Source organism: Neorhizobium sp. JUb45 (assembly GCF_004343585.1).
GTDB lineage: Bacteria > Pseudomonadota > Alphaproteobacteria > Rhizobiales > Rhizobiaceae > Neorhizobium.
On record NZ_SLYW01000004.1, the window covers coordinates 1 to 24,069 of the forward strand.

At 59.7% G+C, this 24,069-nt stretch carries 24 protein-coding genes and 1 tRNA gene; 21 read left to right on the forward strand and 4 right to left on the reverse strand.

The window, feature by feature from the left end; genetic code table 11:
• Window positions 1-17 precede the first annotated feature (17 nt).
• A tRNA-Met gene (locus EDF70_RS16745) sits at window positions 18-94 on the forward strand.
• A 133-nt stretch (window positions 95-227) separates the two neighbouring features.
• Here EDF70_RS16745 and EDF70_RS16750 read toward each other — a convergent pair.
• Together EDF70_RS16750 and EDF70_RS16755 are read right to left on the reverse strand one after the other, a co-directional pair.
• Window positions 228-1,670, reverse strand: coding sequence for a M81 family metallopeptidase (locus EDF70_RS16750; RefSeq protein ID WP_132275935.1), 1,443 nt, complete (start codon window positions 1,668-1,670; stop codon window positions 228-230).
• A 20-nt stretch (window positions 1,671-1,690) separates the two neighbouring features.
• Window positions 1,691-2,824 (reverse strand): ROK family transcriptional regulator, encoded by a 1,134-nt coding sequence (locus EDF70_RS16755; RefSeq protein WP_132275937.1) that lies wholly within the window; start codon window positions 2,822-2,824, stop codon window positions 1,691-1,693.
• A 133-nt stretch (window positions 2,825-2,957) separates the two neighbouring features.
• On the opposite strand from EDF70_RS16755, the gene EDF70_RS16760 reads away from it, so the two are divergent.
• The 14 genes from EDF70_RS16760 to ccoS all read left to right on the forward strand — a co-directional run bounded on the left by EDF70_RS16760 (window position 2,958) and on the right by ccoS (window position 17,049).
• A complete protein-coding gene (locus EDF70_RS16760; protein WP_165932052.1) occupies window positions 2,958-4,505 on the forward strand; it encodes an ABC transporter substrate-binding protein in 1,548 nt (515 codons plus the stop codon).
• 52 nt (window positions 4,506-4,557) lie between these two features.
• The gene (locus EDF70_RS16765) at window positions 4,558-5,478 is read left to right on the forward strand and encodes an ABC transporter permease (RefSeq protein ID WP_132275941.1); all 921 of its coding nucleotides are present in this window, start codon (window positions 4,558-4,560) and stop codon (window positions 5,476-5,478) included.
• Between the two features lie 80 nt (window positions 5,479-5,558).
• Window positions 5,559-6,359: an ABC transporter permease gene (locus tag EDF70_RS16770; protein WP_245519215.1), complete on the forward strand. Its 801-nt coding sequence runs from the start codon at window positions 5,559-5,561 to the stop codon at window positions 6,357-6,359.
• Window positions 6,356-7,354 (forward strand): ROK family protein, encoded by a 999-nt coding sequence (locus EDF70_RS16775; protein WP_132275943.1) that lies wholly within the window; start codon window positions 6,356-6,358, stop codon window positions 7,352-7,354. The genes EDF70_RS16770 and EDF70_RS16775 overlap by 4 nt, the downstream gene beginning before the upstream one ends.
• A complete protein-coding gene (locus EDF70_RS16780; protein ID WP_132275945.1) occupies window positions 7,351-8,088 on the forward strand; it encodes a copper homeostasis protein CutC in 738 nt (245 codons plus the stop codon). The genes EDF70_RS16775 and EDF70_RS16780 overlap by 4 nt, the downstream gene beginning before the upstream one ends.
• Window positions 8,089-8,164: 76 nt before the next feature.
• Entirely contained in the window at window positions 8,165-8,827 is a 663-nt protein-coding gene (locus tag EDF70_RS16785; RefSeq protein ID WP_132275947.1) for an HAD-IA family hydrolase, read from the forward strand.
• A gap of 133 nt (window positions 8,828-8,960) precedes the next feature.
• Window positions 8,961-10,583, forward strand: coding sequence for a cytochrome-c oxidase, cbb3-type subunit I (gene ccoN / locus EDF70_RS16790; protein ID WP_132275949.1), 1,623 nt, complete (start codon window positions 8,961-8,963; stop codon window positions 10,581-10,583).
• A gap of 11 nt (window positions 10,584-10,594) precedes the next feature.
• Complete coding sequence (gene ccoO / locus EDF70_RS16795) at window positions 10,595-11,326, forward strand: cytochrome-c oxidase, cbb3-type subunit II (protein WP_132275951.1); 732 nt, start codon at window positions 10,595-10,597, stop codon at window positions 11,324-11,326.
• A gap of 12 nt (window positions 11,327-11,338) precedes the next feature.
• Complete coding sequence (locus EDF70_RS16800; protein ID WP_132275953.1) at window positions 11,339-11,491, forward strand: cbb3-type cytochrome c oxidase subunit 3; 153 nt, start codon at window positions 11,339-11,341, stop codon at window positions 11,489-11,491.
• A gap of 3 nt (window positions 11,492-11,494) precedes the next feature.
• The gene (gene ccoP, locus EDF70_RS16805; protein ID WP_132275955.1) at window positions 11,495-12,358 is read left to right on the forward strand and encodes a cytochrome-c oxidase, cbb3-type subunit III; all 864 of its coding nucleotides are present in this window, start codon (window positions 11,495-11,497) and stop codon (window positions 12,356-12,358) included.
• A 164-nt stretch (window positions 12,359-12,522) separates the two neighbouring features.
• Window positions 12,523-14,121, forward strand: coding sequence for a cytochrome c oxidase accessory protein CcoG (gene ccoG, locus EDF70_RS16810; protein ID WP_132275957.1), 1,599 nt, complete (start codon window positions 12,523-12,525; stop codon window positions 14,119-14,121).
• Window positions 14,118-14,609, forward strand: a complete 492-nt coding sequence (locus EDF70_RS16815) for a FixH family protein (RefSeq protein ID WP_132275959.1) — start codon at window positions 14,118-14,120, stop codon at window positions 14,607-14,609. The genes ccoG and EDF70_RS16815 overlap by 4 nt, the downstream gene beginning before the upstream one ends.
• Window positions 14,606-16,888, forward strand: a complete 2,283-nt coding sequence (locus tag EDF70_RS16820; protein WP_132275961.1) for a cation-translocating P-type ATPase — start codon at window positions 14,606-14,608, stop codon at window positions 16,886-16,888. The genes EDF70_RS16815 and EDF70_RS16820 overlap by 4 nt, the downstream gene beginning before the upstream one ends.
• Entirely contained in the window at window positions 16,885-17,049 is a 165-nt protein-coding gene (gene ccoS / locus EDF70_RS16825; protein ID WP_132275963.1) for a cbb3-type cytochrome oxidase assembly protein CcoS, read from the forward strand. Before EDF70_RS16820 ends, ccoS begins: the two co-directional genes overlap by 4 nt.
• A gap of 67 nt (window positions 17,050-17,116) precedes the next feature.
• Here the strand turns inward: ccoS and EDF70_RS16830 are convergent, their stop codons facing one another.
• Window positions 17,117-17,881: a siderophore-interacting protein gene (locus EDF70_RS16830; RefSeq protein WP_132275965.1), complete on the reverse strand. Its 765-nt coding sequence runs from the start codon at window positions 17,879-17,881 to the stop codon at window positions 17,117-17,119.
• A gap of 285 nt (window positions 17,882-18,166) precedes the next feature.
• Between EDF70_RS16830 and EDF70_RS16835 the strand changes: the two genes are divergently transcribed.
• The 4 genes from EDF70_RS16835 to EDF70_RS16850 all read left to right on the forward strand — a co-directional run bounded on the left by EDF70_RS16835 (window position 18,167) and on the right by EDF70_RS16850 (window position 22,009).
• Window positions 18,167-19,075, forward strand: coding sequence for an ABC transporter substrate-binding protein (locus EDF70_RS16835; RefSeq protein WP_281033623.1), 909 nt, complete (start codon window positions 18,167-18,169; stop codon window positions 19,073-19,075).
• Between the two features lie 65 nt (window positions 19,076-19,140).
• The gene (locus tag EDF70_RS16840) at window positions 19,141-20,328 is read left to right on the forward strand and encodes an ABC transporter permease (RefSeq protein ID WP_132275969.1); all 1,188 of its coding nucleotides are present in this window, start codon (window positions 19,141-19,143) and stop codon (window positions 20,326-20,328) included.
• Window positions 20,325-21,260, forward strand: a complete 936-nt coding sequence (locus tag EDF70_RS16845) for an ABC transporter ATP-binding protein (protein WP_132275971.1) — start codon at window positions 20,325-20,327, stop codon at window positions 21,258-21,260. Before EDF70_RS16840 ends, EDF70_RS16845 begins: the two co-directional genes overlap by 4 nt.
• Complete coding sequence (locus tag EDF70_RS16850; protein ID WP_132275973.1) at window positions 21,257-22,009, forward strand: ABC transporter permease; 753 nt, start codon at window positions 21,257-21,259, stop codon at window positions 22,007-22,009. Before EDF70_RS16845 ends, EDF70_RS16850 begins: the two co-directional genes overlap by 4 nt.
• A 75-nt stretch (window positions 22,010-22,084) precedes the next feature.
• Here EDF70_RS16850 and EDF70_RS16855 read toward each other — a convergent pair whose 3' ends face one another.
• Complete coding sequence (locus tag EDF70_RS16855) at window positions 22,085-23,191, reverse strand: DUF475 domain-containing protein (RefSeq protein WP_132275975.1); 1,107 nt, start codon at window positions 23,189-23,191, stop codon at window positions 22,085-22,087.
• Between the two features lie 30 nt (window positions 23,192-23,221).
• Between EDF70_RS16855 and EDF70_RS16860 the strand changes: the two genes are divergently transcribed.
• The gene (locus EDF70_RS16860; RefSeq protein ID WP_132275977.1) at window positions 23,222-23,470 is read left to right on the forward strand and encodes a hypothetical protein; all 249 of its coding nucleotides are present in this window, start codon (window positions 23,222-23,224) and stop codon (window positions 23,468-23,470) included.
• A 172-nt stretch (window positions 23,471-23,642) separates the two neighbouring features.
• On the forward strand, window positions 23,643-24,068 hold the full coding sequence (gene rbfA, locus EDF70_RS16865; RefSeq protein ID WP_132275979.1) for a 30S ribosome-binding factor RbfA: 426 nt from the start codon (window positions 23,643-23,645) through the stop codon (window positions 24,066-24,068).
• Window position 24,069: the final 1 nt, after the last annotated feature.

Sequence of the window (24,069 nt, forward strand, 5' to 3'; positions counted from 1 at the left end):
CTTCGGTTTGTGCTCGTCGCGGGGTGGAGCAGCCCGGTAGCTCGTCAGGCTCATAACCTGAAGGCCGCAGGTTCAAATCCTGCCCCCGCAACCAAAATCAATCTCCCAAAAAACAAATAGCCAGAATACAAACGCACCACAGCAACGGGGTGCGGTCAAAACAAGTGTCTCCAAACAACCATAAAAGCCCCGTAAGGGGCTTTTTGTCGTTCTGGGAAACAACTCTTTCAGCGGTTGATCGAACGCCCCGTCGACAAAGCCTGGGGCGTGTAGGAAAAATCGGTCTCGAATGGATAGGTAGGCCGGTTTCGAAGGTCATTGGAAAGTCGCTCCACGAACTGATCCACAACACCGGGAGACAGCGCCATCAGATTGGGATTGGCGATTGGAGCCAGTTCGGGGGAAAGGTATCCCGACTTCACCACGATGATTTTGGCGCCGTGCGGATCGAGTCCCAGACGCACGAAATCCGCGAGATAATGGTACGGACGTCGCTTGGCGGAAAGCACAAGTTCGATGCCGCCAATCACGACCACGGCCTGCCTGTCAGCAGGATCTTGTGCCTCTGACAGGAATTTGACATTTGCGCCGACATGAATTGGCTTGCTGTTGATCGCGTCCAATGATGCGCCGACTGAAAGGTCGAGCACAGCACCAATACCGGCCGCGTAGCAGGCCTCTGTTGCGGCTCTGTCCGCAATGCCGGCAAAAATGACGCCCTGCGCATTGGCGGCAATCAGCGCAGCAAGAACCTCGGCCCGGTCGCCCACGCCGCCACCGGTCGGGTTATCACCGGATTCTGCCAGAACGACGGGAGCTGTACTGCTGGTGATTGCCTTATCGACACATTCCTGAATGGAACCGGTTTCGCAACCGAAGATGAATTGTTCGCGTACATCCCAGTAAGCCTGAGCCACACGTTTCGCCTCGCGTTCCAGAACGGCGCGGTCGGTCCCGGTCATGATCGCGCAGGCTTTTGCCCGCGGTTCGTCGGCCCAGACGTAACCGACCATCAGCGATGCATCCCATACCCCGGGCATGGCGTCGATCTCCGGCAGCATGGCGTAAAGGCTTTTTGCCGGTTCATCGACCGTGCTGGTGCGCTCGCCCGGCAGTACGACTGGAATTGGTGCCCACACGATGATCGGTTTTTCTCCGGTCTTCAGGCTGCGAACCAGCATTGATACCGAACGACGCATGGTTTCCTCGACGTCGATATGGGGCGCGGTGCGGTAGGTGGAATACATGTCGAGGGCGTCGAGAATACGCTGGCTGACATTGCCGTGCAGGTCGTAGCTCGCCGATAGGGTACAATCAGGTCCGACCAGTTCGCGTGCGGAGGAAATCCAGTCACCTTCGGCGTCCTCCATTCCCTCCACATACATGGCGCCATGCATGGCGAGATAAAGCCCGTCGAGCGGCAGAAGCGGCTTCAGGAGTTCCAGAAACTCGGCCTTGAAGGCTTCATATGTGACCCGCGCCACGGGGCCGCCGGCAATCGCGCGGGCGTGAATGGTCGGCAGGAATTCGGCGTCATAATCCTTGAGAAAGGCGAAATAGGGCGCTTTGCTCAGCTCTTCGCCGCGGGTGACGCGAAAATCCTTCTCCTCGTTGAGAACCGGGTTGTAGGTGCTGCATTCGATGTGGATGCCGCCGACTGCAATGCGCATGGGAAACCTCGATATGATGCTCAATTGATATTGGGGCCGATCAGAAAGTTATGGGCTGCAATGCTGGCAGCGCCTCGCGCCCAGATATCGCTGGAGACACGGCGCAGACGGATCGGCGTCTGCCCGGCATAGCGCGGCAGGACATTGGTTTCGATTGCCTGCTGCATGACGGTTCCGAAAAGGCCCTGCAGGCCGTCTTCGGTATGGGTGATGAGAATGAGCCCGGGGTCGTTCATCTGGATGAGATTGGCGATGGCAAGCCCCAGTGCCGAGCCGGCGCGGTGCAGAATATTGATCGCCGCAGCGTTGCCGGTTGAAGCGATCTTCTCGATATCGGACAGGCAGGTGCAGGCAAAACCCTCGGCGCGCGCCATCTCCTTGATGGCGTTCATGGAAGCAATAGTGTCCAGGCAACCGCGTTTGCCGCAGCGGCAGGGTGCGCCGCCCGGTTCCACCGTGCAATGAGCGATCTCGCCGGCGCCGCCATGGTTCCCACGGTATAGCCTGCCGTCGATCACATGGGCGCAGCCGATGCCATCGCCGAGCGAGACGACGCTGAAATTCTGCTGGTCGCGGGTACTGCCGAAAAGTTTCTCATGAACGGCAATCGCCTTGGCGTCGTTCTCGATGAACGTGTCTATGCCTGTATGTTCGCGAATGATCTGCGCGAGAAGCACGCCCTGCCAATTGAGCAGCGTCGATTGGATACAGGTTGCCTGACGCTCGTCGACGAAGCCGGAAAGGGCAATGCCGATACCGCCGATCTTTGCGGCGGCATGCGGGTGAGCCTTGAACAGATCCGGCAATCGCTCGGCAATCAGTCTCGCAATTGTCTGCGGATCGCGCGACAGCGGCATGTCGATCTGGGCAATAACCTTGCCGCCGAGATCGCAGAGGATCATCGGTGCCGGATCCTGAATGAGCGATATGCCGGCAAAAAATGCCCATTCCGGTTGCAGGTCCAGCCGTATCGAAGGGCGCCCCCGACCATAGATCGTACCGGCCTCATGCAGAACACCCAGATCGATCAAATCCCGCGCAAGCCCGCTCATTGCCGCCTTGCTCAAACCCAATGCGACAGCCATCTCCGTCCGGCTCAAGGGGCCGGATTCACTGATGACACGCAGAAGCTGGCGGTGGGAGGCGGTGAGCATGGTTTGGTTGTCCGGGAAACGAGTGACTTGACACTAAGTTCACAAAATGAACAAATCAACGGCAATAAATAACAAAAATGATCTAAGGCGGTGCGCCGCTTAAAGTGAAAAACAAGAGGGTGAACGGATGAATATGATCGACAATAAACATCGCCGCCGTCTGGTTCTGGGCTGTGCCCTTGCCGTTGGTCTGTCCATGCCATTTGCAATGCCGGCTATCGCGGCGGCCGCCACGTTGACGGTCATGCAAAGCGAAGCGCCGCGCTCCATGGATCCCGGTGACCAGACAGCCACCTACACGGCAGCCGTTCTCGATCCGATGTACGAGGGGCTTGTGCGCCGCGACCCGGATCTCTCTCTGCGTCCGGCGCTTGCGACCGAATGGACGGCCGATGCATCCGGTCTGCTATGGACGTTCAAATTGCGTCACGGCGTGAAATTCCATGACGGCACGCCTTTCGATGCCGATGCCGTGGTGAAGAATTTTGCCCGCCATCTCGATACCAAGCGCGGTCTCGCCGCCAGCGGCCGTCTGCGCACCTTTCTGGACAGCGTGACAGCGATCGATTCCTCAACCGTGCAGTTCAAGCTGAAGACAAAATATCCGGCCTTCATCGCGCTTCTGTCCACCGGACCTTGCCTGATTGTCAGCCCGACGGCGGATGCTGCCGGCACGATCGGAACAAAGGCTGTTGGCACCGGCCGCTACAAGCTCGCCGAATACAAGTCCGGTGAATATGTGCTGCAGACAAAAAACACCGAATGGTGGGGCGGTGCGCCGAAAGGTGCGGACGAGATCAAGTGGACATGGACTGCCGAAACATCCGTGATGAGCATGGCGCTGCAGACGGGGGATGCCGATATCGTCAATCCCTTACCACCAGCCTTTGCCAACCAGCTCAAGAATAATCCCGACATGGTCGTCAACGCTTCTGACGGTTCGGCGGTATTCTGGGTGTCGTTGAATACAAAAATGAAGCCGCTGGATGATGTCAAAGTCCGTCAGGCGCTGAATTATGCGACGGATCGCCAAGGTCTGGTGCGCGCGTTCATGCAGGGTTATGCGACACCGGCCAATTCGCCGCTTGCCCCCGTCACTCCCGGCTATGACAAGTCGCTGGCGCCTTATGAATACGATATCGACAAGGCAAAGGCGCTGCTAGCCGAAGCCGGTTATCCCGATGGATTTTCGATGACCACGATCGTGCAGGAGCAGGAAGCCCGCATCGGCGAACTGCTGCAGGCCATGTGGGCCAAGGCCGGTGTCAAGCTGGAGGTCAAGCGCATGGAGGGTGGTGTCTGGTCGAAGGCCGCCTTCCTCGACCCTGCAGGCAAGGAAAAGGAAGGTATCAGCTCATCGATCGCTTCCTGGTCTTCCGGTGTCAGTGGCGCCGATCTGCAGTTTCGCCCGCTTTATTATAGCAAGAGCGCTTCTCCGGCCGGTGCCAATCTCGGTTTCTTTTCCGATCCGAAACTCGATGATCTGATCGACAAGGCTGCTTCCACATTGGATGAAAAGGCCCGCAATGCGATCTATGGCGAGGCCCAGAAGCTCGTGAACGAGCAGGCGCCGCACGTGCTGCTCTATACCAAGCAGGATCTCTATGCGACGCGCTCCAATGTCAGCGGGGCCTGGATGATTCCAGGTGGTCTCGTCGTGGTCAAAGACGCCAGCAAGTAGGGCATGAGATCGCGGTCGGGAAAACCCGACCGCCTCTTTGCCGAGAAAGCGCATGAAAGCTTATATTCTCCGAAAACTGCTGGCCCTGCCGCTGATCCTGATCGGTGTGTCATTGCTGGTTTTTCTCGCCATCCGGGCGCTTCCGGGCGATCCCGCACGCCTGATGGCCGGACCCGAGGCAACGCAGGAAGCGGTCGACAACATGCGTACGCGGTTGGGGCTCGACCGCACGCTGGTCGTCCAATATGCGGATTTTGCAGCCAATGCCGTGCAGGGTGATCTGGGGCTGTCGATCAAGTCAAAACTGCCGGTGGTCGAAGAGATCACGGAGCGCATGCCCTATACGATCGGGCTCGCCATCTGCGCCTATCTTCTGGCGATCAGCATCGGTGTGCCCGCCGGCATGATCGGTGCGATCTATCGACATGGCTGGCCGGATCAGGCCGTCATGCTGCTGGCGATCGTCGGCGCCTCCATTGCCAATTTCTGGCTGGCGCTGATGGCGATGAACACGTTTTCGGTGGGGCTTGGCTGGTTGCCGCTGCTCGGCGCCGCGTCATGGAAGAGTTTTATCCTGCCCTCGGTAACGCTCGCCGTTCTGCCGACCGCAGTGATTGCCCGCATGACACGTTCGAGCATGATCGAGGTGCTGGCGCAGGATTATATCCGCACCGCGCGCGCCAAAGGGCTGGCACCGGGGTCGGTTTACTGGAGCCATGCGCTGCGCAATGCCATGATCCCCATTGTCACCATCATCGGCCTGAATTTCGGCAGCCTGATCGGCGGTGCAGTGGTAACCGAATCGGTGTTCAACTGGCCTGGCATCGGTCGGCTGCTGGTCGATTCCGTGCGTTATCGCGACTATCCCGTTATCCAGGGCGTCACATTGGTGGCCGTTACCGGCGTGGTGATGATGAATTTTCTGGCGGAGCTGCTGATCGCCGTCCTCAACCCCAAGATCAGGCTGGATTGATCATGGCCCTGCAGACAGACGCAGAAACCACTATGCGCCGATCGTGGGCGCAAACGCTGTGCCGGACAGCCTATTGGGCAATGGCACATCGAAGCATCATCATTGGCGCCGGTCTGGTCGGCCTTATCGTGCTGGCTGCCATCCTTGCCCCCTTCATTGCACCGACAGACCCTTACGAGCAGGATCTTCTGTCGACGATGATGTCGCCGTCCTGGGCGCATCCTTTCGGCACAGACGACAATGGCCGCGATATCCTTGCCCGCGTTCTCTACGGCGCGCGCATCTCGCTTCTGGAAGTGGTTCTCAGTGTCGGCCTGTCGGTTTTTGTCGGCGTGCCGCTCGGTATCTTTGCCGGCATGGCGAGCAGAATGGCCGATCAGGCCATCATGTGGGTGATGGACATTCTGTTTGCCTTCCCGGGTATCGTGCTCGCTATCCTCATCGTCAGCGTGCTCGGCTCCAGCCTGATGAACCTGATGATTGCCATCGCCATCTTCTCCGTGCCGGTTTACGCGCGCTTGAGCAGAAACCTGACGCTCGGGCTGAAAAGCATGGAATATGTGGAAGCAGCCGTGTCGCTCGGCATTTCCCGTCGCCGCATCATGACGCATTATATCCTGCGCAATGCCGTCGGGCCGATCATCGTGCAATCCACCCTGACGGCCGGTACCGTCATCCTGTCGGCCGCCAGCCTTTCTTTTCTTGGCCTCGGTGCGCAGCCGCCGCTGCCGGAATGGGGCGCGATGATGAGCGACGGTCGCAACTATCTCGGCCTCAACATCTACATGTCGCTGTTTCCCGGTCTTGCCATTATGGTCACCGTGCTGGGCTTCAATATTCTCGGTGACGGATTGCGTGACCTGCTGGACCCACGGCAATGACGCAGTTGCAGAGTTCCAATCACGGCGGCATGGGTGCGGCCGATCCGGTTTATGCCATCGATATCGGCGGCTCGTTCATGAAGTTCGCAGCATCGCCGGAGCCCGGAACGGTGCGCATACTCGACCGCGTCGAAACACCTGTTGGTTCGTGGCCGGACTTTTTGGCTACCGTATCGTCACTGATCGTGCGGCATGTCCCGTCGGATCATCGCAACGCAGCTCTGGCGCTGTCGATTGCCGGTCTGATCGATCCGAAAAATGGTGCCGCGACGTCAGCCAATATTCCCTGCATTACCGGCAGGCATCTGGCGAACGAACTCGAAATTGCTCTTGGCCGGCCGGTTTTTGCCGCCAACGATGCCGATTGTTTCACGCTTGCTGAGGCCAATGAGGGCGTCGGTCGCGGTCATCCCGTGGTCTTCTGCGCCATCATGGGCACCGGTATCGGCGGTGGGTTGGCGATCAATGGCCGTTTGATCAGAGGTGCCGGTGGTGTCACCGGCGAATGGGGGCATGGCCCGGCGCTGAATACGACGGTCGATTTCGGAGCCGGTGACACGGTTTTCATACCACGCTTCGCCTGCGGCTGTGGTCAGTCCGGATGTGTTGATACGATCGGTGGCGCGCGCGGAATGGAGCGTCTGCACCAGTTTCTGCATGGGAGCAAAAGCACCAGCCATGAAATTCTTGACGCATGGTCGGGCGGTGATCCGGCTGCCGATCGCACCATGACCGCATACCTGCAATTGGTCGCGGATCCGCTGTCGCTGGTGGTGAACATCACCGGTGCATCGATCGTGCCGGTCGGCGGCGGTCTCGCCTCTGAACCGAAATTGATTGCCGCATTGGACGCAGCCGTCCGAAAACGCGTGCTGAACCGGTTCGACCATCCAATCGTCATACCTGCCATCCGTCAGGATGACGGCGGACTGGTGGGGGCGGCTGTGCTGGCGCGACAGGGCCGGGTTGAGGGCCATAACGAGGGCGCTGCATGACCATTCTGCTCGAAGTCTGCGTCGATAGCCCGGCAGGTCTCGCTGCCGCCATCGAAGGCGGGGCAGATCGAATCGAACTCTGTGCCGCGCTCGATGTCGGCGGCCTGACACCTTCGCCGGGATTGATGGCTCTGGCAGCGCGCGCGCCGATCCCGGTCCATGCGCTGGTCCGTCCGCGGGCCGGTTCCTTTATCTTCGGCTCCGATGACGAGGCGGCCATGGCCGCCGATATCGACGCGGCCCTGACGGCTGGCCTTGCCGGCGTGGTGATTGGTGCGAGCCGAGAGGATGGCAGGCTCGATACGGCCATGCTGGCGCGGCTCAAGACCGTTGCCGGTGAGGCAGGTGTCACGCTCCACCGTGCTTTTGATCTCGTGCCGGATATGGATATCGCACTCGAACAGGCCATCGACCTCGGTATGGAGCGCATCCTAACCTCCGGGGGCAGGCTGACGGCGATAGAGGGTGCCGATGAAATTACCCGGCTCATGAAGAAGGCCGCCAGCCGAATCCGCATCATGCCCGGTAGCGGTTTGCGGCCCGACAATGTTGATCACCTGCTGAGATGCGGTGTCGGCGACGTCCATGCATCCTGCCGCAGGGCAATCCTTGCAGATCCCGATGATCGTGCCACAGCTTTCGGTTTCCAGTCGAAAGAGGCTTTTGCAACGGATGCCGATATCGTCCGGCAGATGCGCGCAAGGCTGGATGGCTGGCGAGACGACAACAAGTAACGCCGCCGGCGTTTGCATCTTGCCCGGCGGCCCGCTATCCAGAACGTCCCGACATTGTCCCCCGAGGTTATCCCGCATGTCCGCTTCCCTGCCGCAAAAGACCTATGATGCCTTCCTGTTTGATATGGACGGAACCATCCTGAACTCGATTGCGTCGGCAGAACGTGTCTGGGGACGTTGGGCAGAAAGCCATGGGCTGGATGTCGAAAAATTCCTTCCGACCATGCACGGCAAGCGTGGCATCGACACGATCACCGAACTAAACCTTCCGGGTGTCGACCCGGCAGCAGAAGCGGCCATCATTCTGCAGGGTGAGATCGATGATGTCGAAGGCGTCGTGCCGATCCCCGGCGCCATCGAATTTCTGGCGTCGATCCCGCCGGAAAAATGGGCGATCGTCACCTCCTCGCCGATCATGCTGGCCAAGCGCCGGCTTGCGGCTGCCGGCATCACCGAGCCGCGCTTCATGGTGACCGCCGAGGATGTGAAGGTCGGCAAACCCAATCCGCAATGCTATATTCTCGGTGCCGAACGTGTCGGCATCAGCCCGGCCGAAGCGCTGGTCTTCGAAGACGTCATGGCCGGCGTCAAAGCAGGTGAAGGGGCGGGCGCCGATGTCGCCGTGATCAGCCACACCCATGCGCATCCGCTTGAAACCAGCCATCTGACGATTGCCGATTACCGCGATCTGACCACGCATGTCGATGCGGATGGCCGCCTGTCGCTTCAGAGAAGATAGAGCCTCTCTAAACTGCGGCTCATACCTTGATCTGAATCAAGGTCGCTAAACACATCAAATGACATTTCTGCCTGAGAGCGGCGGCTGAACATCGGTTCGGCCGTCCGTCATATGCTTCAGGGGGATGTTCGCGATGAACAATACCATTACCATTGGCGGGTTGGTTGCCGGGGCGTTTCTTGCGCTTCTGGGCGCCGGCTTTGCCCATGATGACCTTTTTGCCGCCCATATGTGGGTGCTTTTCTTCTGTCTTGCCATCAGCACGGTCGTCGTTGTGCGCCGTGTTGATTTCTCCGGCGCAGGCCGGGCAAGCAGCCGGGATGATCAGTCCGGCTATTTCGACGAAGTCATCCGCTATGGAACGATCGCCACGGTCTTCTGGGGCGTCGTCGGTTTTCTGGTCGGTGTTTTCGTGGCGCTACAACTGGCGTTTCCGGTGCTCAATCTGGAGCCCTTCCTGACGCTCGGCCGTGTGCGGCCGCTGCACACGTCAGCGGTCATTTTTGCATTCGGTGGCAATGCTCTCATCGCAACCTCCTTCTACGTCGTCCAGCGGACGTCTCGCGCCCGCCTGTTCGGTGGCGGCCTCGCCTGGTTCGTGTTCTGGGGCTACCAGCTTTTCATCGTCATGGCGGCGACCGGTTATCTTCTGGGTATCACCCAGGGCAAGGAATATGCCGAGCCGGAATGGTATGTCGATATCTGGCTCACCATCGTCTGGGTCGCCTATTTGCTGGTTTTCCTCGGCACGATCCTGAAGCGCAAGGAACCCCACATCTATGTGGCCAACTGGTTCTATCTCGCCTTCATCGTCACCATTGCCATGCTGCATATCGTCAACAATCTGGCGGTGCCGGTCTCCTTTCTGGGCGTAAAAAGCTATTCCGCCTTTGCCGGCGTTCAGGACGCCCTGACCCAGTGGTGGTACGGCCATAACGCCGTCGGTTTCTTCCTGACGGCAGGATTCCTCGGCATGATGTATTATTTCGTGCCCAAGCAGGCCGAACGTCCGGTTTATTCCTATCGCCTGTCGATCATCCACTTCTGGGCCCTGATCTTCATGTATATCTGGGCAGGTCCGCACCACCTGCATTATACGGCGCTGCCTGACTGGGCGCAGACGCTCGGCATGGTCTTTTCCATCATGCTGTGGATGCCGTCCTGGGGTGGCATGATCAACGGCCTGATGACGCTGTCGGGCGCCTGGGACAAGATCAGAACCGACCCGATCATGCGCATGATGGTCATGGCGATTGCCTTCTACGGCATGTCGACCTTCGAAGGCCCGATGATGTCGGTCAAGGCCGTCAACTCGCTCAGCCATTATACCGACTGGACCATCGGTCACGTCCATTCCGGCGCACTTGGCTGGGTCGGGATGATCTCCTTCGGCTCGGTCTACTTCCTCGTGCCGAAACTGTGGGGCCGCAAGCGTCTCTACAGCCTTGCCATGGTCAACTGGCACTTCTGGCTCGCCACGCTCGGCATCGTTGTCTACGCCGCCGTCATGTGGGTTGCCGGCATCCAGCAGGGTCTGATGTGGCGCGAATACGATGACCAGGGTTTCCTCGTCTATTCGTTCGCAGAAACCGTGTCGGCCATGTTCCCCTATTACCTGCTGCGTGCGCTCGGCGGCGCCATGTACCTCGCCGGCGGCATCATCATGGCCTTCAACGTCACCATGACCATTCTTGGCCATGAACGCGAAGAACGGCTTCCCGGTCAGGCTTCGGCCAACCTGCAGCCCGCCGAATAAGGACGAAACTCATGTCTTTGATGGATAAACATCAGTTCATCGAGCGCAACGCGACCCTGCTTCTGGTCGGCTCGCTGCTCGTCGTGTCGATCGGCGGCATCGTGGAAATCGCGCCGCTTTTCTATCTCGAAAACACCATCGAGAAGGTGGAGGGGATGCGTCCCTATTCACCGCTCGAACTGGCCGGCCGCAACATCTACATCCGCGAAGGCTGTTACGCCTGCCATAGCCAGATGATCCGTCCGTTCCGTGACGAGGTCGAACGGTATGGCCATTACAGCCTGGCGGCCGAATCCATGTACGACCATCCCTTCCAGTGGGGCTCCAAGCGCACGGGGCCGGATCTCGCCCGTGTCGGTGATCGTTATTCCAACGAATGGCACGTCCAGCATCTCACCGATCCGCGGTCGGTCGTGCCGGAATCGGTTATGCCGAGCTATGCCTTCCTGAAGGAAACGAACCTCAAGGTCACTGACGCCACGATGGAGCTGACGGCCAACAGCCGCGTCGGCGTTCCCTATACGGAAGAGATGCTCACCAGCGCCAAGGCGGATCTGGAGGCACAGGCCAATCCGGATGCCGATACATCCGGCCTGCTGGAACGCTACCCCAAGGCCAAGGTCGGCAATTTCGATGGCGACCCGGCTCGGTTGACCGAGATGGATGCGCTCGTCGCCTACCTGCAGGTGCTCGGCACGCTGGTCGATTTCTCGACCTATGACGATGCCACCGGTTATCGCTGAGGAGAGGCTCTCATGGAAACCTACACAGCAATGCGTCACTTCGCCGATAGCTGGGGCCTGCTTGCCATGGCTCTGTTTTTTGTCGGCGTCATCTTCTTCACCCTGCGTCCAGGCGGCAAGGCATCGGCGGACAGGGCTGCGCATATCCCTCTGAAGGAGGACTGAGCCATGGCCGAAAAACATGTCGATGAAATCAGCGGCGTCGAAACCACCGGTCATGAGTGGGATGGCATTCGCGAGTTGAACAACCCGCTGCCGCGCTGGTGGTTGTGGACTTTTTATGCCTGTATTGTCTGGGCTCTCGGTTATACCGTCCTCTACCCGGCATGGCCGATGCTGACGCAAGCCACACCCGGCATTCTCGGTTATTCCAGCCGAGCCGAATATGCGGCTGAAAGTGCCGGTGCAAAGATTGCCCAGGGCGGAATTATCGAGAAAATCTCGAAATCCTCGCTGCAGGAAATCGTTGCCAATCCGCAGATGAACCAGTTTGCCATTGCCGGCGGTGCATCCGCCTTCAAGGTCAATTGCTCCAACTGCCATGGTTCGGGTGCTGCCGGTGGTATCGGTTATCCCAACCTCAATGATGACGACTGGCTCTGGGGCGGCGATCTCGACACGATCCAGCAGACGATCGCACATGGTATCCGTGATGCCGTCGATCCGGACACCCGGATTGCCGACATGCCGGCCTTCGGAGAGATGCTGCAGCCGGACGAAATCCGTCAGGTCGCCGCCTATGTCAGCAGCCTGACCGGCACCCCAAAAAATGCTGCCTTGGTCGAACCCGGCAAGCAGATTTTTCTCGACAACTGCTCCTCCTGTCATGGCGAGGATGCCAGGGGAAATCGTGAGCTTGGTGCGCCCAATCTGGCCGATGCCATCTGGTTGAAGGTCAATGGGGAAGCGGAAATCGCCGAACAGGTTCGTGCGCCAAAACATGGTGTCATGCCGGCCTGGCAGGCCCGTCTGAGCAGCGACACCGTCAAGCAGTTGACCGTTTACATCCATTCGCTGGGTGGTGGCGAATAAGCAGGAACGGAGCGGATTTTTCTCTGTTGCAATCCTTGGGCCGCGCTTTGCTGAAAGGTGCGGCCTTCTCATTTGTCAATTCTGTCGCACCCGAAACTTGACCTAGGTCAAGGTTTGCCATGGGCCGCGGTGGGAAAAGGGCGGAACAAGAAGTGGATCGTCCCATGAACCTTTATACGGCAAACCACCTCCAGCCCGCTGGCGGCGCCAGAGGACCGGGGAATGGCTCCGGAAGCGGCTCCGGTCCGGTTCCGCCATCGGAACCGCTTTACGAAAAGCGCCAGAAGATCTTTCCGAAAAGCGTCAAGGGCCGCTTCCGCCGCTTCAAATGGCTGTTCATGGTGGTGGCGCTGGCGATCTATTACCTGACGCCATGGATCCGCTGGGATCGTGGTCCGCACGCGCCCGATCAGGCGGTGCTCATCGATCTGTCGGCGCGACGGTTCTATTTCTTCTTCATCGAGATCTGGCCGCAGGAATTTTTCTTCGTCGCCGGCCTGCTGGTCATGGCAGGGCTGGGTCTGTTTTTGCTGACATCGGCGGTGGGGCGGGCATGGTGCGGATATGCCTGTCCGCAGACGGTCTGGGTTGACCTCTTCCTGGCCGTCGAACGTTTTATTGATGGAGATCGCAACGCTCAGATCAAGCTCAACGCCAGCGCATGGACCTTCGCCAAGATCTCCAAACGCGTGACAAAACACGCGATCTGGCTGGCAATCGCGGTGCTGACAGGCGGCGCCTGGATTTTCTATTTTGCCGATGCGCCCGGTCTGGCATTCGATTTCGTCACGGGTCAGGCGGCGATCGTTGCCTATTCGACCGTCGCGACCCTGACCGCCACGACCTATATTCTCGGCGGGCTGATGCGCGAGCAGGTCTGCATCTACATGTGTCCCTGGCCCCGTATCCAAGGCGCCATGCTGGATGAGCATTCACTGGTCGTCACCTATAACGACTGGCGGGGAGAGCCGCGTAGCCGTCATGCCAAGAAAATGGTAGCCGGCGGTCAGTCGGTTGGCGATTGTGTCGATTGCGATGCCTGCGTGGCGGTCTGTCCCATGGGCATCGACATCAGGGATGGTCAGCAGATGGCCTGCATCACCTGCGCGCTTTGTATCGATGCCTGCGACAACGTCATGGACAAGATCGGCAAGCCACGCGGCCTGATCGCCTATGCCACGCTCGACGAATACGATGGCAACATGGCGCTGGCGACCAATGGTGGCCAGACCGCTATCGAGCCGGCCCGCGTTCGTAATTCCGATGGGTCTTTCGTTGATCGCATCCGCGAGTTCCACTGGCAGGTGATCTTTCGCACCCGTACGCTGATCTATTTCGGCATCTGGGCCCTGATCGGACTGGGGCTGGTCTATGCGCTTCTGACGCGTGACCGGCTGCAGCTCAATGTCGTGCATGACCGCAATCCGCAATTCGTGCTGGAATCGGACGGGTCGATCCGCAACGGCTACACGGTCCGGCTTCTCAACATGGTGCCGGAGCCGCGCACCATCATGCTGTCGCTCGACGGCCTGCCGCAGGCAAGCATGCGTGTTGTCGGCATCACGGATGTTCCCGGCAACATCGTTGCCATTCCGGCCGAACCGGACAAGGCGATGGCGCTTCGCGTCTTCGTGACGTTACCGCCCGATGGCGATGCAAAGGCTTCGCCGGTGCGTGATTTCCGCTTCATCGCCGAGGATCGCTCCAGCCATGAGAGCGACGCCTACAATGCCACGTTCAACACGCCAGGAGGAAAAAAATGATCGGCGCCGAGAAGAAGCCCTTTACCCTGACCGGTTGGCACATGTTGGCGATCATGCTGTCGTTTTTCGGTGTCATCATTTCGGTCAATTTCTTCATGGCCTATAAGGCGGTGAGCAGCTGGAGCGGCCTGGTTGTGCCGAACACCTATGTCGCCAGCCAGCAGTTCAACGCCAAGGTTGCCGCAGAGCGCGCGCTCGCAGCCACGGGCGTGATCGGAAATCTGAAGATCGATGGTACTTCCGTCCGTTACGAGGTTTCGGATCCGGATGGCGCCGTTGCCGCCGATACGCTTGTCCTGTCATTCCGGCGGCCGGTCGGTGACAGTCAGGATTTTACCCTGACGCTGGAACCGCAGGCGCAGGGCATCTTCACGGCCCAGCATGACATCCGGCCCGGTCACTGGATCATCGAGGCGGTGGCGACGCGCGGCGGCAATCCGATCCTGCACCAGACACGCCGGATCGCCGTCCACGGAGAGCGGTCATGAGCTGCTGTGCGCCTGGGACTGAAGGTGCGCTCGATCTTCTGGGCGCATTGCCTTCCACCGAAGAATTGCTGCTGTCCGCCCGTGATCTGGGCAATGGCATGAAGCAGACTGATCTTGGCGTACCGGACGTCTATTGCGGTGCCTGCATCGCCACGATCGAGAAGGCGCTGGGCGCTATGCCGGCCGTCGAAAAGGCAAGGGTGAACCTGTCGACCAAACGTGTGTCCGTCCTCTGGCATGAATCCGTTGACGGTGAGACAACCGATCCGGTTGAGATCGTCCGCACCATCGTCACCTCCACGGGCTATTCGGCGCATCTGTTCAACGACGCCGAGGAAGCCGCCGACGCGCTGAAATCGCAGCTGCTGCGCGGTGTCGCCGTCTGTGGTTTTGCGGCTGCAAACATCATGCTCCTGTCGGTATCGGTCTGGTCCGGTGCCGATGCCTCGACGCGCGACATGTTCCACTGGATTTCGGCGATGATCGCGGCTCCAGCGCTGATCTATGGCGGCCGCTTTTTCTACCAGTCCGCCTGGAATGTCATTCGCCGCGGCCGCACCAATATGGATGTGCCGATCGCGCTGGCCATTACCCTTTCCTATGGTGTGTCGCTTTGGGAAACCATGCATCACGGCCACCACGCCTGGTTCGATGCGACGGTGTCGCTGCTGTTTTTCCTGCTGATCGGCCGCACGCTCGACCATATCATGCGGGAGCGGGCGCGTGCCTCGATCAGCGGGTTAGCGCGCCTGTCGCCGCGTGGAGCGATGGTGCTCGGCGCTGATGACGTGCGCGAATACCGTCCGGTTTCGGATATCAGACCGGGAGATCGCATCGCCATTGCCGCCGGTGAACGAATCCCGGTCGATGGCATTGTTGAAAGCGGTGCCAGCGATCTCGATGTGTCGATCGTCAATGGCGAGAGCGCACCACATCCCGTCACGAAGGGTGCCAGTGTTCAGGCCGGCATGCTCAGCCTCACCGGCTCGCTGGTCCTACAGGCGACGGCTGCTGCCAGGGATTCGTTTCTGTCGGAAATCATGTCGCTGATGGAAGCCGCCGAAGGCAGCCGTGCCGGTTATCGCCGACTTGCCGATCGTGTCGCGCAATTTTATTCGCCGGCTGTCCATCTGCTTGCCATAACGGCCTTCCTGTCCTGGGGCCTTCTTGGTGGTGACTGGAAACAGGCGATGCTGATCTCCATCGCCGTGCTGATCATCACCTGCCCCTGCGCGCTGGGCCTTGCTGTTCCGGTCGTGCAGGTCGTGGCCGCCGGCCGCCTGTTCAGGAACGGCATCATGGTGAAGGACGGTTCCGCCATGGAACGTCTGGCCGAGGTCGAAATGATCGTTTTCGACAAGACCGGCACTTTGACGGTCGGCCGTCCGCGCCTGCTCAATGGCGGCGAAATCGACGCCTCGCATCTGTCGATGGCAGCCGGTCTCGCCGCCCATTCGCGCCACCCGCTATCGCAGACGCTTTACACGCGCCACACAGGTTCGGTGCCGTTTTTCGAGGGCGTCGAAGAAAGGCCGGGCGAGGGGCTGCAAGGCTTTTCCGGCGGTCGAACCTACCGCCTCGGCAGCCGCCGTTTCGCCTGCGATCAAAATTCAGCCGGTGCTTCGGCCTCGTCCGAGGTGGTCCTGTCGGTTGATGGCGCAGAACTTGCCGCTTTCCGTTTCGAAGACCGCGCGCGGTCCGGTGCGGAAGCGGCCATGCGGGAACTTCTGTCGAAAAACATGTCGACCGCAATTCTGTCGGGGGACAGAGCGGCCGTGGTCGAGCGCCTTGCGAAGCGGCTTTCGATCGACGCATGGCAGTCCGATCTTTCTCCACGCGGCAAGACCGATGCCGTATCTGCCTTTGCCGAGGGCGGTCGCAAGGTGATGATGGTCGGTGACGGCATCAATGATGCACCGGCCCTGCGCGCTGCCCATGTCTCGATGGCGCCGGCAACGGCTGCGGATATCGGCCGTCAGGCGGCAGATTTCGTGTTCATGCACGAAAGCCTTGCCGCCGTGCCTTTCGCGCATGAAATGTCGCGGCGTGCCGGCACCTTGATCCGCCAGAATTTCGGGCTTGCCATCGGTTACAACGTCATCGCCGTGCCGATCGCGCTGGCCGGTTACGCCACTCCGTTGATCGCGGCCGTCGCCATGTCCACTTCGTCGCTGATCGTCGTCGCCAATGCGCTGCGGTTGAATCATGTGCGGGCGGGCGAGAGGGCAGTCGCCCAGGATGCAGAACTGGAAATCTCGCCGGGGGCTCGAACCGCATGAACATGCTGATCTACCTCATACCGGTGGCGCTGTTTCTGGGTGCATTGGGGCTTGGCGCCTTCTTGTGGTCCTTGCGCTCCGGCCAGTATGAGGATCTCGATGGCGCCGCCTGGCGTATCCTGTCCGACGACAACAAGCCGGATGATCCGCGCGGTCATTGATCGGTGAGAGGACGGATTGTTTCAGGCGTCGCAAAAATATGCGGCGCCTTTGTCGTGTCTGGCTTTATCAGTCGTCGACGTGATCGTGGCCGCCGTTGCGGCCCGGACGCCAATAACCTTCCGAGGCGATCTGGTCGCGTCCCAGGCCACGCGCGATCAGGTGATGGCGCTGGGCCCGCACATTGCTCGTTTCGCCGATGATATAGGCATGACCACGTCCTTGCGGCAGGTCGAAGCTCGAGAGCCGATCGAGCACGATGCTGTTTGGCCCCGGATGCGCGTCACCACGATGTAGCCATTCGATATTGGCATCCGCCTCTGTGGTGATTGCTTCCTCGTCTTCGTGACCTTGCACCTCCAGAAACAGATAGGCTTTCGTCCCGGCCGGTACTGTTTCCAGAATGTGGTAGATCGCCGGCAGGCAGGTTTCGTCGCCGGTAAACAGGTGCCAGTCGGCTTCCGGATTGAACACGACGCGGCCACGCGGTCCCTTGACTTCGACCGTGTCGCCCGGCTTGCAGTTGCCTGCAAAATTCGGTCCCGGTGTATTGCCATGCATGACGAAATCGATGGCGACAGTGCCTTTGTCACGGTCGATGCCGCGGATCGTGTAGTGGCGGCGGCCGAGTTCGCCGTTTTCGAGCGGCAGAAACAGCACAACGTCCTGACCGGGTTTATATTGAAGTGCCTCGATGCCCTCGGCGGTGAACCAGACCCGCCGCAATTTTGGTCTCACGTCCGCAGCCTCGACGACACGAAAAGTCCAGGCGGGAAGTTCGGGTCTTTTGCGCGGCATGTCCGCTGTGGGGGCGGAACTGGATTGTTGATCCATGACAGTCTCCTTGATCGGAGGGCAAATGGCGATCATGCATGTACCGTGAACGGTGGCACGGATCGCTGCCCGATCCGTCGATAGAACCATATTCTTGGGACCAAAAGTCAAGTTTTCGTGCGGAGCTTTTTCGGGAGGCTAAGGTAACGCAGCCTGTTTTTTCGCAAGCCGCGACCTAATTGCAAAACCATGCCGAGACGGAAACGTGTTTCCGTAGTCGAATGATACTGAGCGACAACCGGGCCGCTGAACGAGCCCCTGAGGGAAGGAATAGTTTTCATGCGCATGATGACAAAATTTGCCGGGGTGCTTCTCGCCGCCTCCTTCGCCTTCGGGCAGGCTCAGGCGCAGGTCGTCGTATCATCGAAAATCGATACCGAAGGCGGTGTTCTCGGTAACATCATTCTTTCGGTTCTGAATGCCAATGGAATCAAGACGGCCGACCGCATCCAGCTCGGTGCAACACCCGTTGTCCGCAAGGCGATCACCGCTGGCGAAATCGATATCTACCCGGAATATACAGGCAATGCGGCCTTCTTTTTCGAAAAGAGCGGTGGTGACGCCGGCTGGAACGATGCCGCCAAGGCCTATGAGCAGGCCAAGAAGCTAGACTACGATGCCAACAAGATCGTTTGGTTGACACCATCGCCGGCCAACAACACCTGGGCGATCGCGCTGCGCAAGGATGTGACGGATGCCAACAAACTCGTCACCTTGAGCGATTTCGGCAAATACGTTGCCGGTGGCGGCACAGTCAAACTCGCCGCCTCTTCGGAATTCGTCAATTCCGCCGCAGCCCTGCCGGCATTCCAGAAGACCTACGCCTTTACCCTGAAGCCGGAACAACTGATCACTCTTTCGGGTGGTGATACAGCCGCCACCATCGCCGCCGCCGCCAACCAGACCAGCGGTGCCAATGCGGCCATGGTCTACGGGACAGATGGCGGCATCGCGCCGTCCGGTCTTGTGGTGCTGGAAGACGACAAGGGCGTGCAGCCGGTTTACCAGCCGTCGCCGATCATCCGCGAAAAGGTCTTGAAGGAAAATCCGCAGATCGAAAGCCTGCTGAAGCCCGTCTTCGAAAAGCTCGATCTCGTCACGCTGCAGGAGTTGAACGGTCGCGTTCAGCTGGGTGGTGAACCGGCCAAGGCAGTGTCGGACGACTTTCTCAAGACGAATGGTTTTTTGAAGTAAGCCGATAGAAGCGCCAGCCGGCAAAGAGCAGGAAAACGCATGAGGTTTGACTTGTGAGGCTTGACTTGCGCCGGATCGACCGGGTCGGAGTGGTGGTCGCCCTGATCGCTGCTTATGGCCTCGTCGCGCCCTTTGCGCTGTTTCGCGCCAACCGCATCGTGCAGGGCGAGGGGCGTTCCCTGCTTTCCGCCCTGCCGCCTTCGCTCGGCATGGTTCTGATGGCGCTGGTCATCGTCGGCATCGTCCTCGCGCTTCTGCGCCTGCCGATATTGGTTCGGCTGGTGACCAGTTTCGTGGTGCTGGCAGGTCTCGCAATTGCCATCGGTGGTGCGGCGACCTTTCTGACGCCGGCAGGCAATACCTATGCCCGCGTCTCACCCGGCTCCGGTTTCTGGATGCTCGGTGCCGCTTTCGCCCTGCTGGCAACGGATTCGCTGGCGCGCATGCGGCCGACTGCATGGTTACGCATCGCTTTTCTCGCAGCCACTGCTGCCGCAATAACACTGATCCTGACCTCGGACCTGTGGAGCGGCCTGTCGCTCATGAAGGAATATGTTTCGCGCGCCGACACGTTCTGGATGGAGGCGGGGCGGCACCTGACACTGGCATCCGGATCTCTTGCCGTTGCGGCGCTGATCGGTATCCCGCTTGGCATCTTTTGCCATCGCGCCGCACGCATCCGCTCTGTCATTCTCAACCTTCTCAATGTCGTCCAGACCATTCCGTCGATCGCCCTGTTTGGTATCCTCATCGGCCCGCTGTCATGGGTGGCGGCCACTGTGCCGGGCGCGGCCGATCTCGGCATTCGCGGCATCGGCATGGCGCCGGCCTTCGTGGCGTTGTTTCTGTATTCCCTGCTGCCGATGGTAGCCAACACGGTGGGAGGTCTGGCTAGCGTGCCCCGCGATGCCAATGACGCCGCCCGCGGTGTCGGCATGACGGATCGGCAGCGGCTGGTTCAGGTGGAACTGCCGCTTGCCTTTCCGGTCATCCTCACCGGCATTCGTATCGTGCTCGTGCAGAATATCGGTCTTGCCACCATCGCGGCCCTGATCGGTGGCGGCGGGTTTGGCGTTTTCGTGTTTCAGGGGCTCGGCCAGACGGCAATGGATCTGGTTCTGCTCGGCGCGGTGCCAACGGTAGCACTGGCTTTTGCAGCGGCAGTCATTCTCGATGCCGTTGTGGAGCTGACAGCACCGGCAAATGCGACAAACAGGACGGCTCCTACTGCCGGAAAGGAAGCGACCGCATGATCGAGATCGATGGCATCAGCAAGGCCTATGGCGACGTCACCGTGGTCGATAACGTCTCGATGACGGTCGATGCGGGATCCGTCACCGTCATCGTCGGCACCTCCGGTTCGGGTAAAACCACGCTGTTGCGCATGATCAACCGGCTGGTGGAGCCAACCAAGGGTGCCATCCGCATCGATGGTGAGGACAATGGCGCCATTGCCCCGCACGAACTGCGCCGCCGCATCGGTTACGCCATTCAGGGGCATGGCCTGTTTCCCCATCGTACCGTCGCGGACAACATCGCCACCGTGCCAAAGCTGCTCGGCTGGCCGCAGGAGCGTATCAAGGCGCGTGTCGAAGAGCTTCTCAAACTTTTTCAACTCGATCCAACATCGTTTGGCCCACGTTTTCCGCACGAACTGTCCGGCGGTCAGAGCCAGCGCGTCGGTGTCGCCCGCGCGCTTGCTGCCGAGCCGAACCTGCTGTTGATGGACGAACCCTTTGGCGCACTCGATCCGGTCATTCGCGCCAAGGCGCAGGATGATCTGCTCGCCATTCAGAAACACTTTGGTACCACCATCATCCTTGTCACCCACGATATGGAAGAGGCCTTTGGCCTTGCCGACAAGATCGCTGTCATGGATGGCGGGCGCCTGCTGCAATATGCGACGCCGGCTGAAATGCTCGCCAATCCGGCAACCGATTTCGTCGCCTCGTTGATCGGCACCGCAGAACGGCCATTTCGTCTTCTGTCGCTGAACCGTGTCGAGGCCGCAATCGAAACAGGACCTGCGGAAGGGGCGGCGATCGCCTCCGATATCAGCCAGCGGGATGCTTTGGCCGAGCTGCTCTGGTCCGGTCGTTCCGCATTGCCTGTCACGGATAGGGACGGTGCGGTTATCGGCCGGGTCACCGTCGATGGCCTCCTGAAGCGGGCGAGGCCGGAATGAGAATTGGCTTGCCGTTAATTATCCGGCTAATTGTTTTTCTGCTGTTGGTGACCTTTTTGGTCATGCCACAATGGTTTGCGCCGCTGCTCCAGCCGTTGACGGAAAACGGCGGGCCGCCGGTTTATGTACAGTCCAGCCTTCTGTCGCTGACCATCTCGCATCTGACGGTGGTCTTTGCGGCCACCGTTGCCGCCACCATCGTCGCCGTCGGATTGGCCATCCTCGTCACACGTGAATCCGGTCGTGAATTTTTGCCGCTGTCGCGCAGTCTGGTGAATATCGGCCAGACCTTTCCACCCGTCGCCGTGCTGGCGCTGACGGTACCGATGCTGGGTTTCGGCGAATGGCCGACGCTGATCGCGCTGTTTCTTTACGGACTGCTTCCGATCTTCGAAAACACCCTGACGGGCCTCACCACATTGCCGGTATCGGTGATGGAGGCCGCGCGCGGCACCGGCATGACCGGCTGGCAGCGTCTCACCAAGGTCGAACTGCCTCTGGCCTTTCCGCTCATCCTCGGCGGCATCCGCCTGTCGATCGTCATCAGCCTGGCCACGGCCACTATCGGATCGACGGTAGCGGCCCGCACGCTCGGCGAGGTGATCATTGCCGGCCTGCAGTCCAACAATCTCGCCTTCATTCTGCAGGGTGGTGTGGTCGTCGCGGCACTGGCGGTGCTGATCTACGACACATTGCTGTTCGCAGAACGCGTGGTCGCGCGCCGATCCGGCTTGAACCGCGCTGCTTGACCGCTGACATGAAAAAGCCGCCGGACATCAACGATGTCCGGCGGCTTTGGTTGTCAAAATACCGATCGATCTGGATCAGATCTGGTTGGTCGCCGGTTCCACCGGACGATCCAGCGTGCCCTCGCGCTTGTCCTGTTCGACGTGGCGACGGTTGTAGCGGATCGACGACCACAGCGAGATGCCGATCAGGGTCGCACCGCCAAGGCCGGTGATAACCTCGGGAATGTGGAACATCGTCTGCACGTACATGATCACCGAAAGGATGAGGATGGCATAGAAGGCGCCATGCTCGAGATAGCGGTAATGCGTCAACGTGCCCTTTTCGACCAGCATGATCGTCATGGAGCGAACATACATGGCGCCGATGCCAAGGCCGATCGCGATGATGAACAGGTTGTGGGTGAGCGCAAACGCGCCGATGACGCCATCGAAGGAGAAGCTGGCATCCAGCACTTCCAGATAGATGAAGGCGCCGAGACCACCCTTTGCGGCTTCCGACATCGTCTTCTGCTGCGCATCGAGCAGGCCACCGATCACTTCGACGATCAGGAAGGTCACGAGACCATAGATGGCCGAATAGACGAAGGTGACCGAATCCTCACCGGTCAAAAGCCGCGAGAAGAGCAGGATCAACAACAGCACTACGGCGATCTCGACACCCTTGATGCCGGCAAAGCGGGCCATCGGGCTTTCGAGGAACGGGATCCAGTGCACGTCCTTCTCCTGATTGAAGAAGTAGGACAGGCCCACCATCATCAGGAAGGTGCCGCCAAAGGCTGCGATCGGCAGATGCGCGTCATGCATGATGCGCGAATATTCTTCCGGCTGGCTTGCCGCCAGAACGATTGCCTCGATCGGCCCGATCTGGGCAGCGATCACGACGATCAACAGCGGGAAGACGATACGCATGCCGAACACGGCAATCAGGATACCCCAGGTCAGGAAGCGATGCTGCCATTCCGGGGTCATGTCTTTCAGCTTGTTGGCGTTGACGATGGCGTTGTCGAAGGAGAGCGAGATTTCCAGAACCGCCAGCACGACGCAGATGAAGAAGATCGTCGCTGTACCGCTGATCGTGCCGGTCGATTGCCAGCCGAGGAAGCCGCCGAGGAGTAGACCAAGCGCGGTAACGATGAAGGCCCAGCGGAAATAGCCGAGCGTGGATGATGTGGACTGGCTCATGCGTGTGTCCCCCTGGTGGAGAGAAGACGCATGGAGGAGATGGACATGCCGCACGCGGCATCCATCCCAAAGATTTGGGATTGTGTCATGACGTTGTTAATCCGCCGGCTGTTTTGCAGGCGGTACCGACATCGCGAGAGCGCCGTAAAAACTCTCGCCAGAGGGGCCCGGCACCAGGTTTCTTTCGCGGGCTCGGTAAAGGCGCGCGAAGACACCATGAAAATTGGCTGTTTTCAGTTTTTCGTCAAGAGGGTGCCCGTGCTGATCCCTAATGTTTGATGAGCGAGCGTTGCTACCTGCATTTTGTCGCTCCGGCAGACGGGGGCGAAAAATGTCCCAAGCTTGACCTTTCGGCGCCAAAAAGGCATGGAGCACGCCTGCCCGCGCCAAACGACGATCTTTCTGATAGGATCAGTATCGAAGCGGACATGAGAAGAAAGAAAAACAAGAAATGAGCAAAGCAACGTCTTCCGCGCCCTCGCAGCGGATGCTGCGCGTCGGCGAGCAGGTACGCGCCGCCATTACGCAGGTTCTCCAGCGCGGCGAAGTGCGCGACGATCTGATCGAAAAGACCGTGATTTCCGTGTCGGAAGTCCGCATGTCTCCGGATTTGAAAATTGCCACCGCCTATGTCACGCCGCTCGGTCTGCCGGACCACGAAGCGGTGATCGAGGCTTTGAACCGTAATGCGAAATACATTCGCGGCCGCCTCGGCGGCCAGTTGCGGCAAATGAAATACATGCCCGAAGTGCGTTTCCGTGACGATACCAGCTTCGACAATTACAAGAAGATCGACCAGCTGCTGAAATCTCCGGAAGTGCAGCGCGATCTCGGGGGCAATCCTGAGTCCAAGGCCTCCGGCGACGAGCAAGAATAGA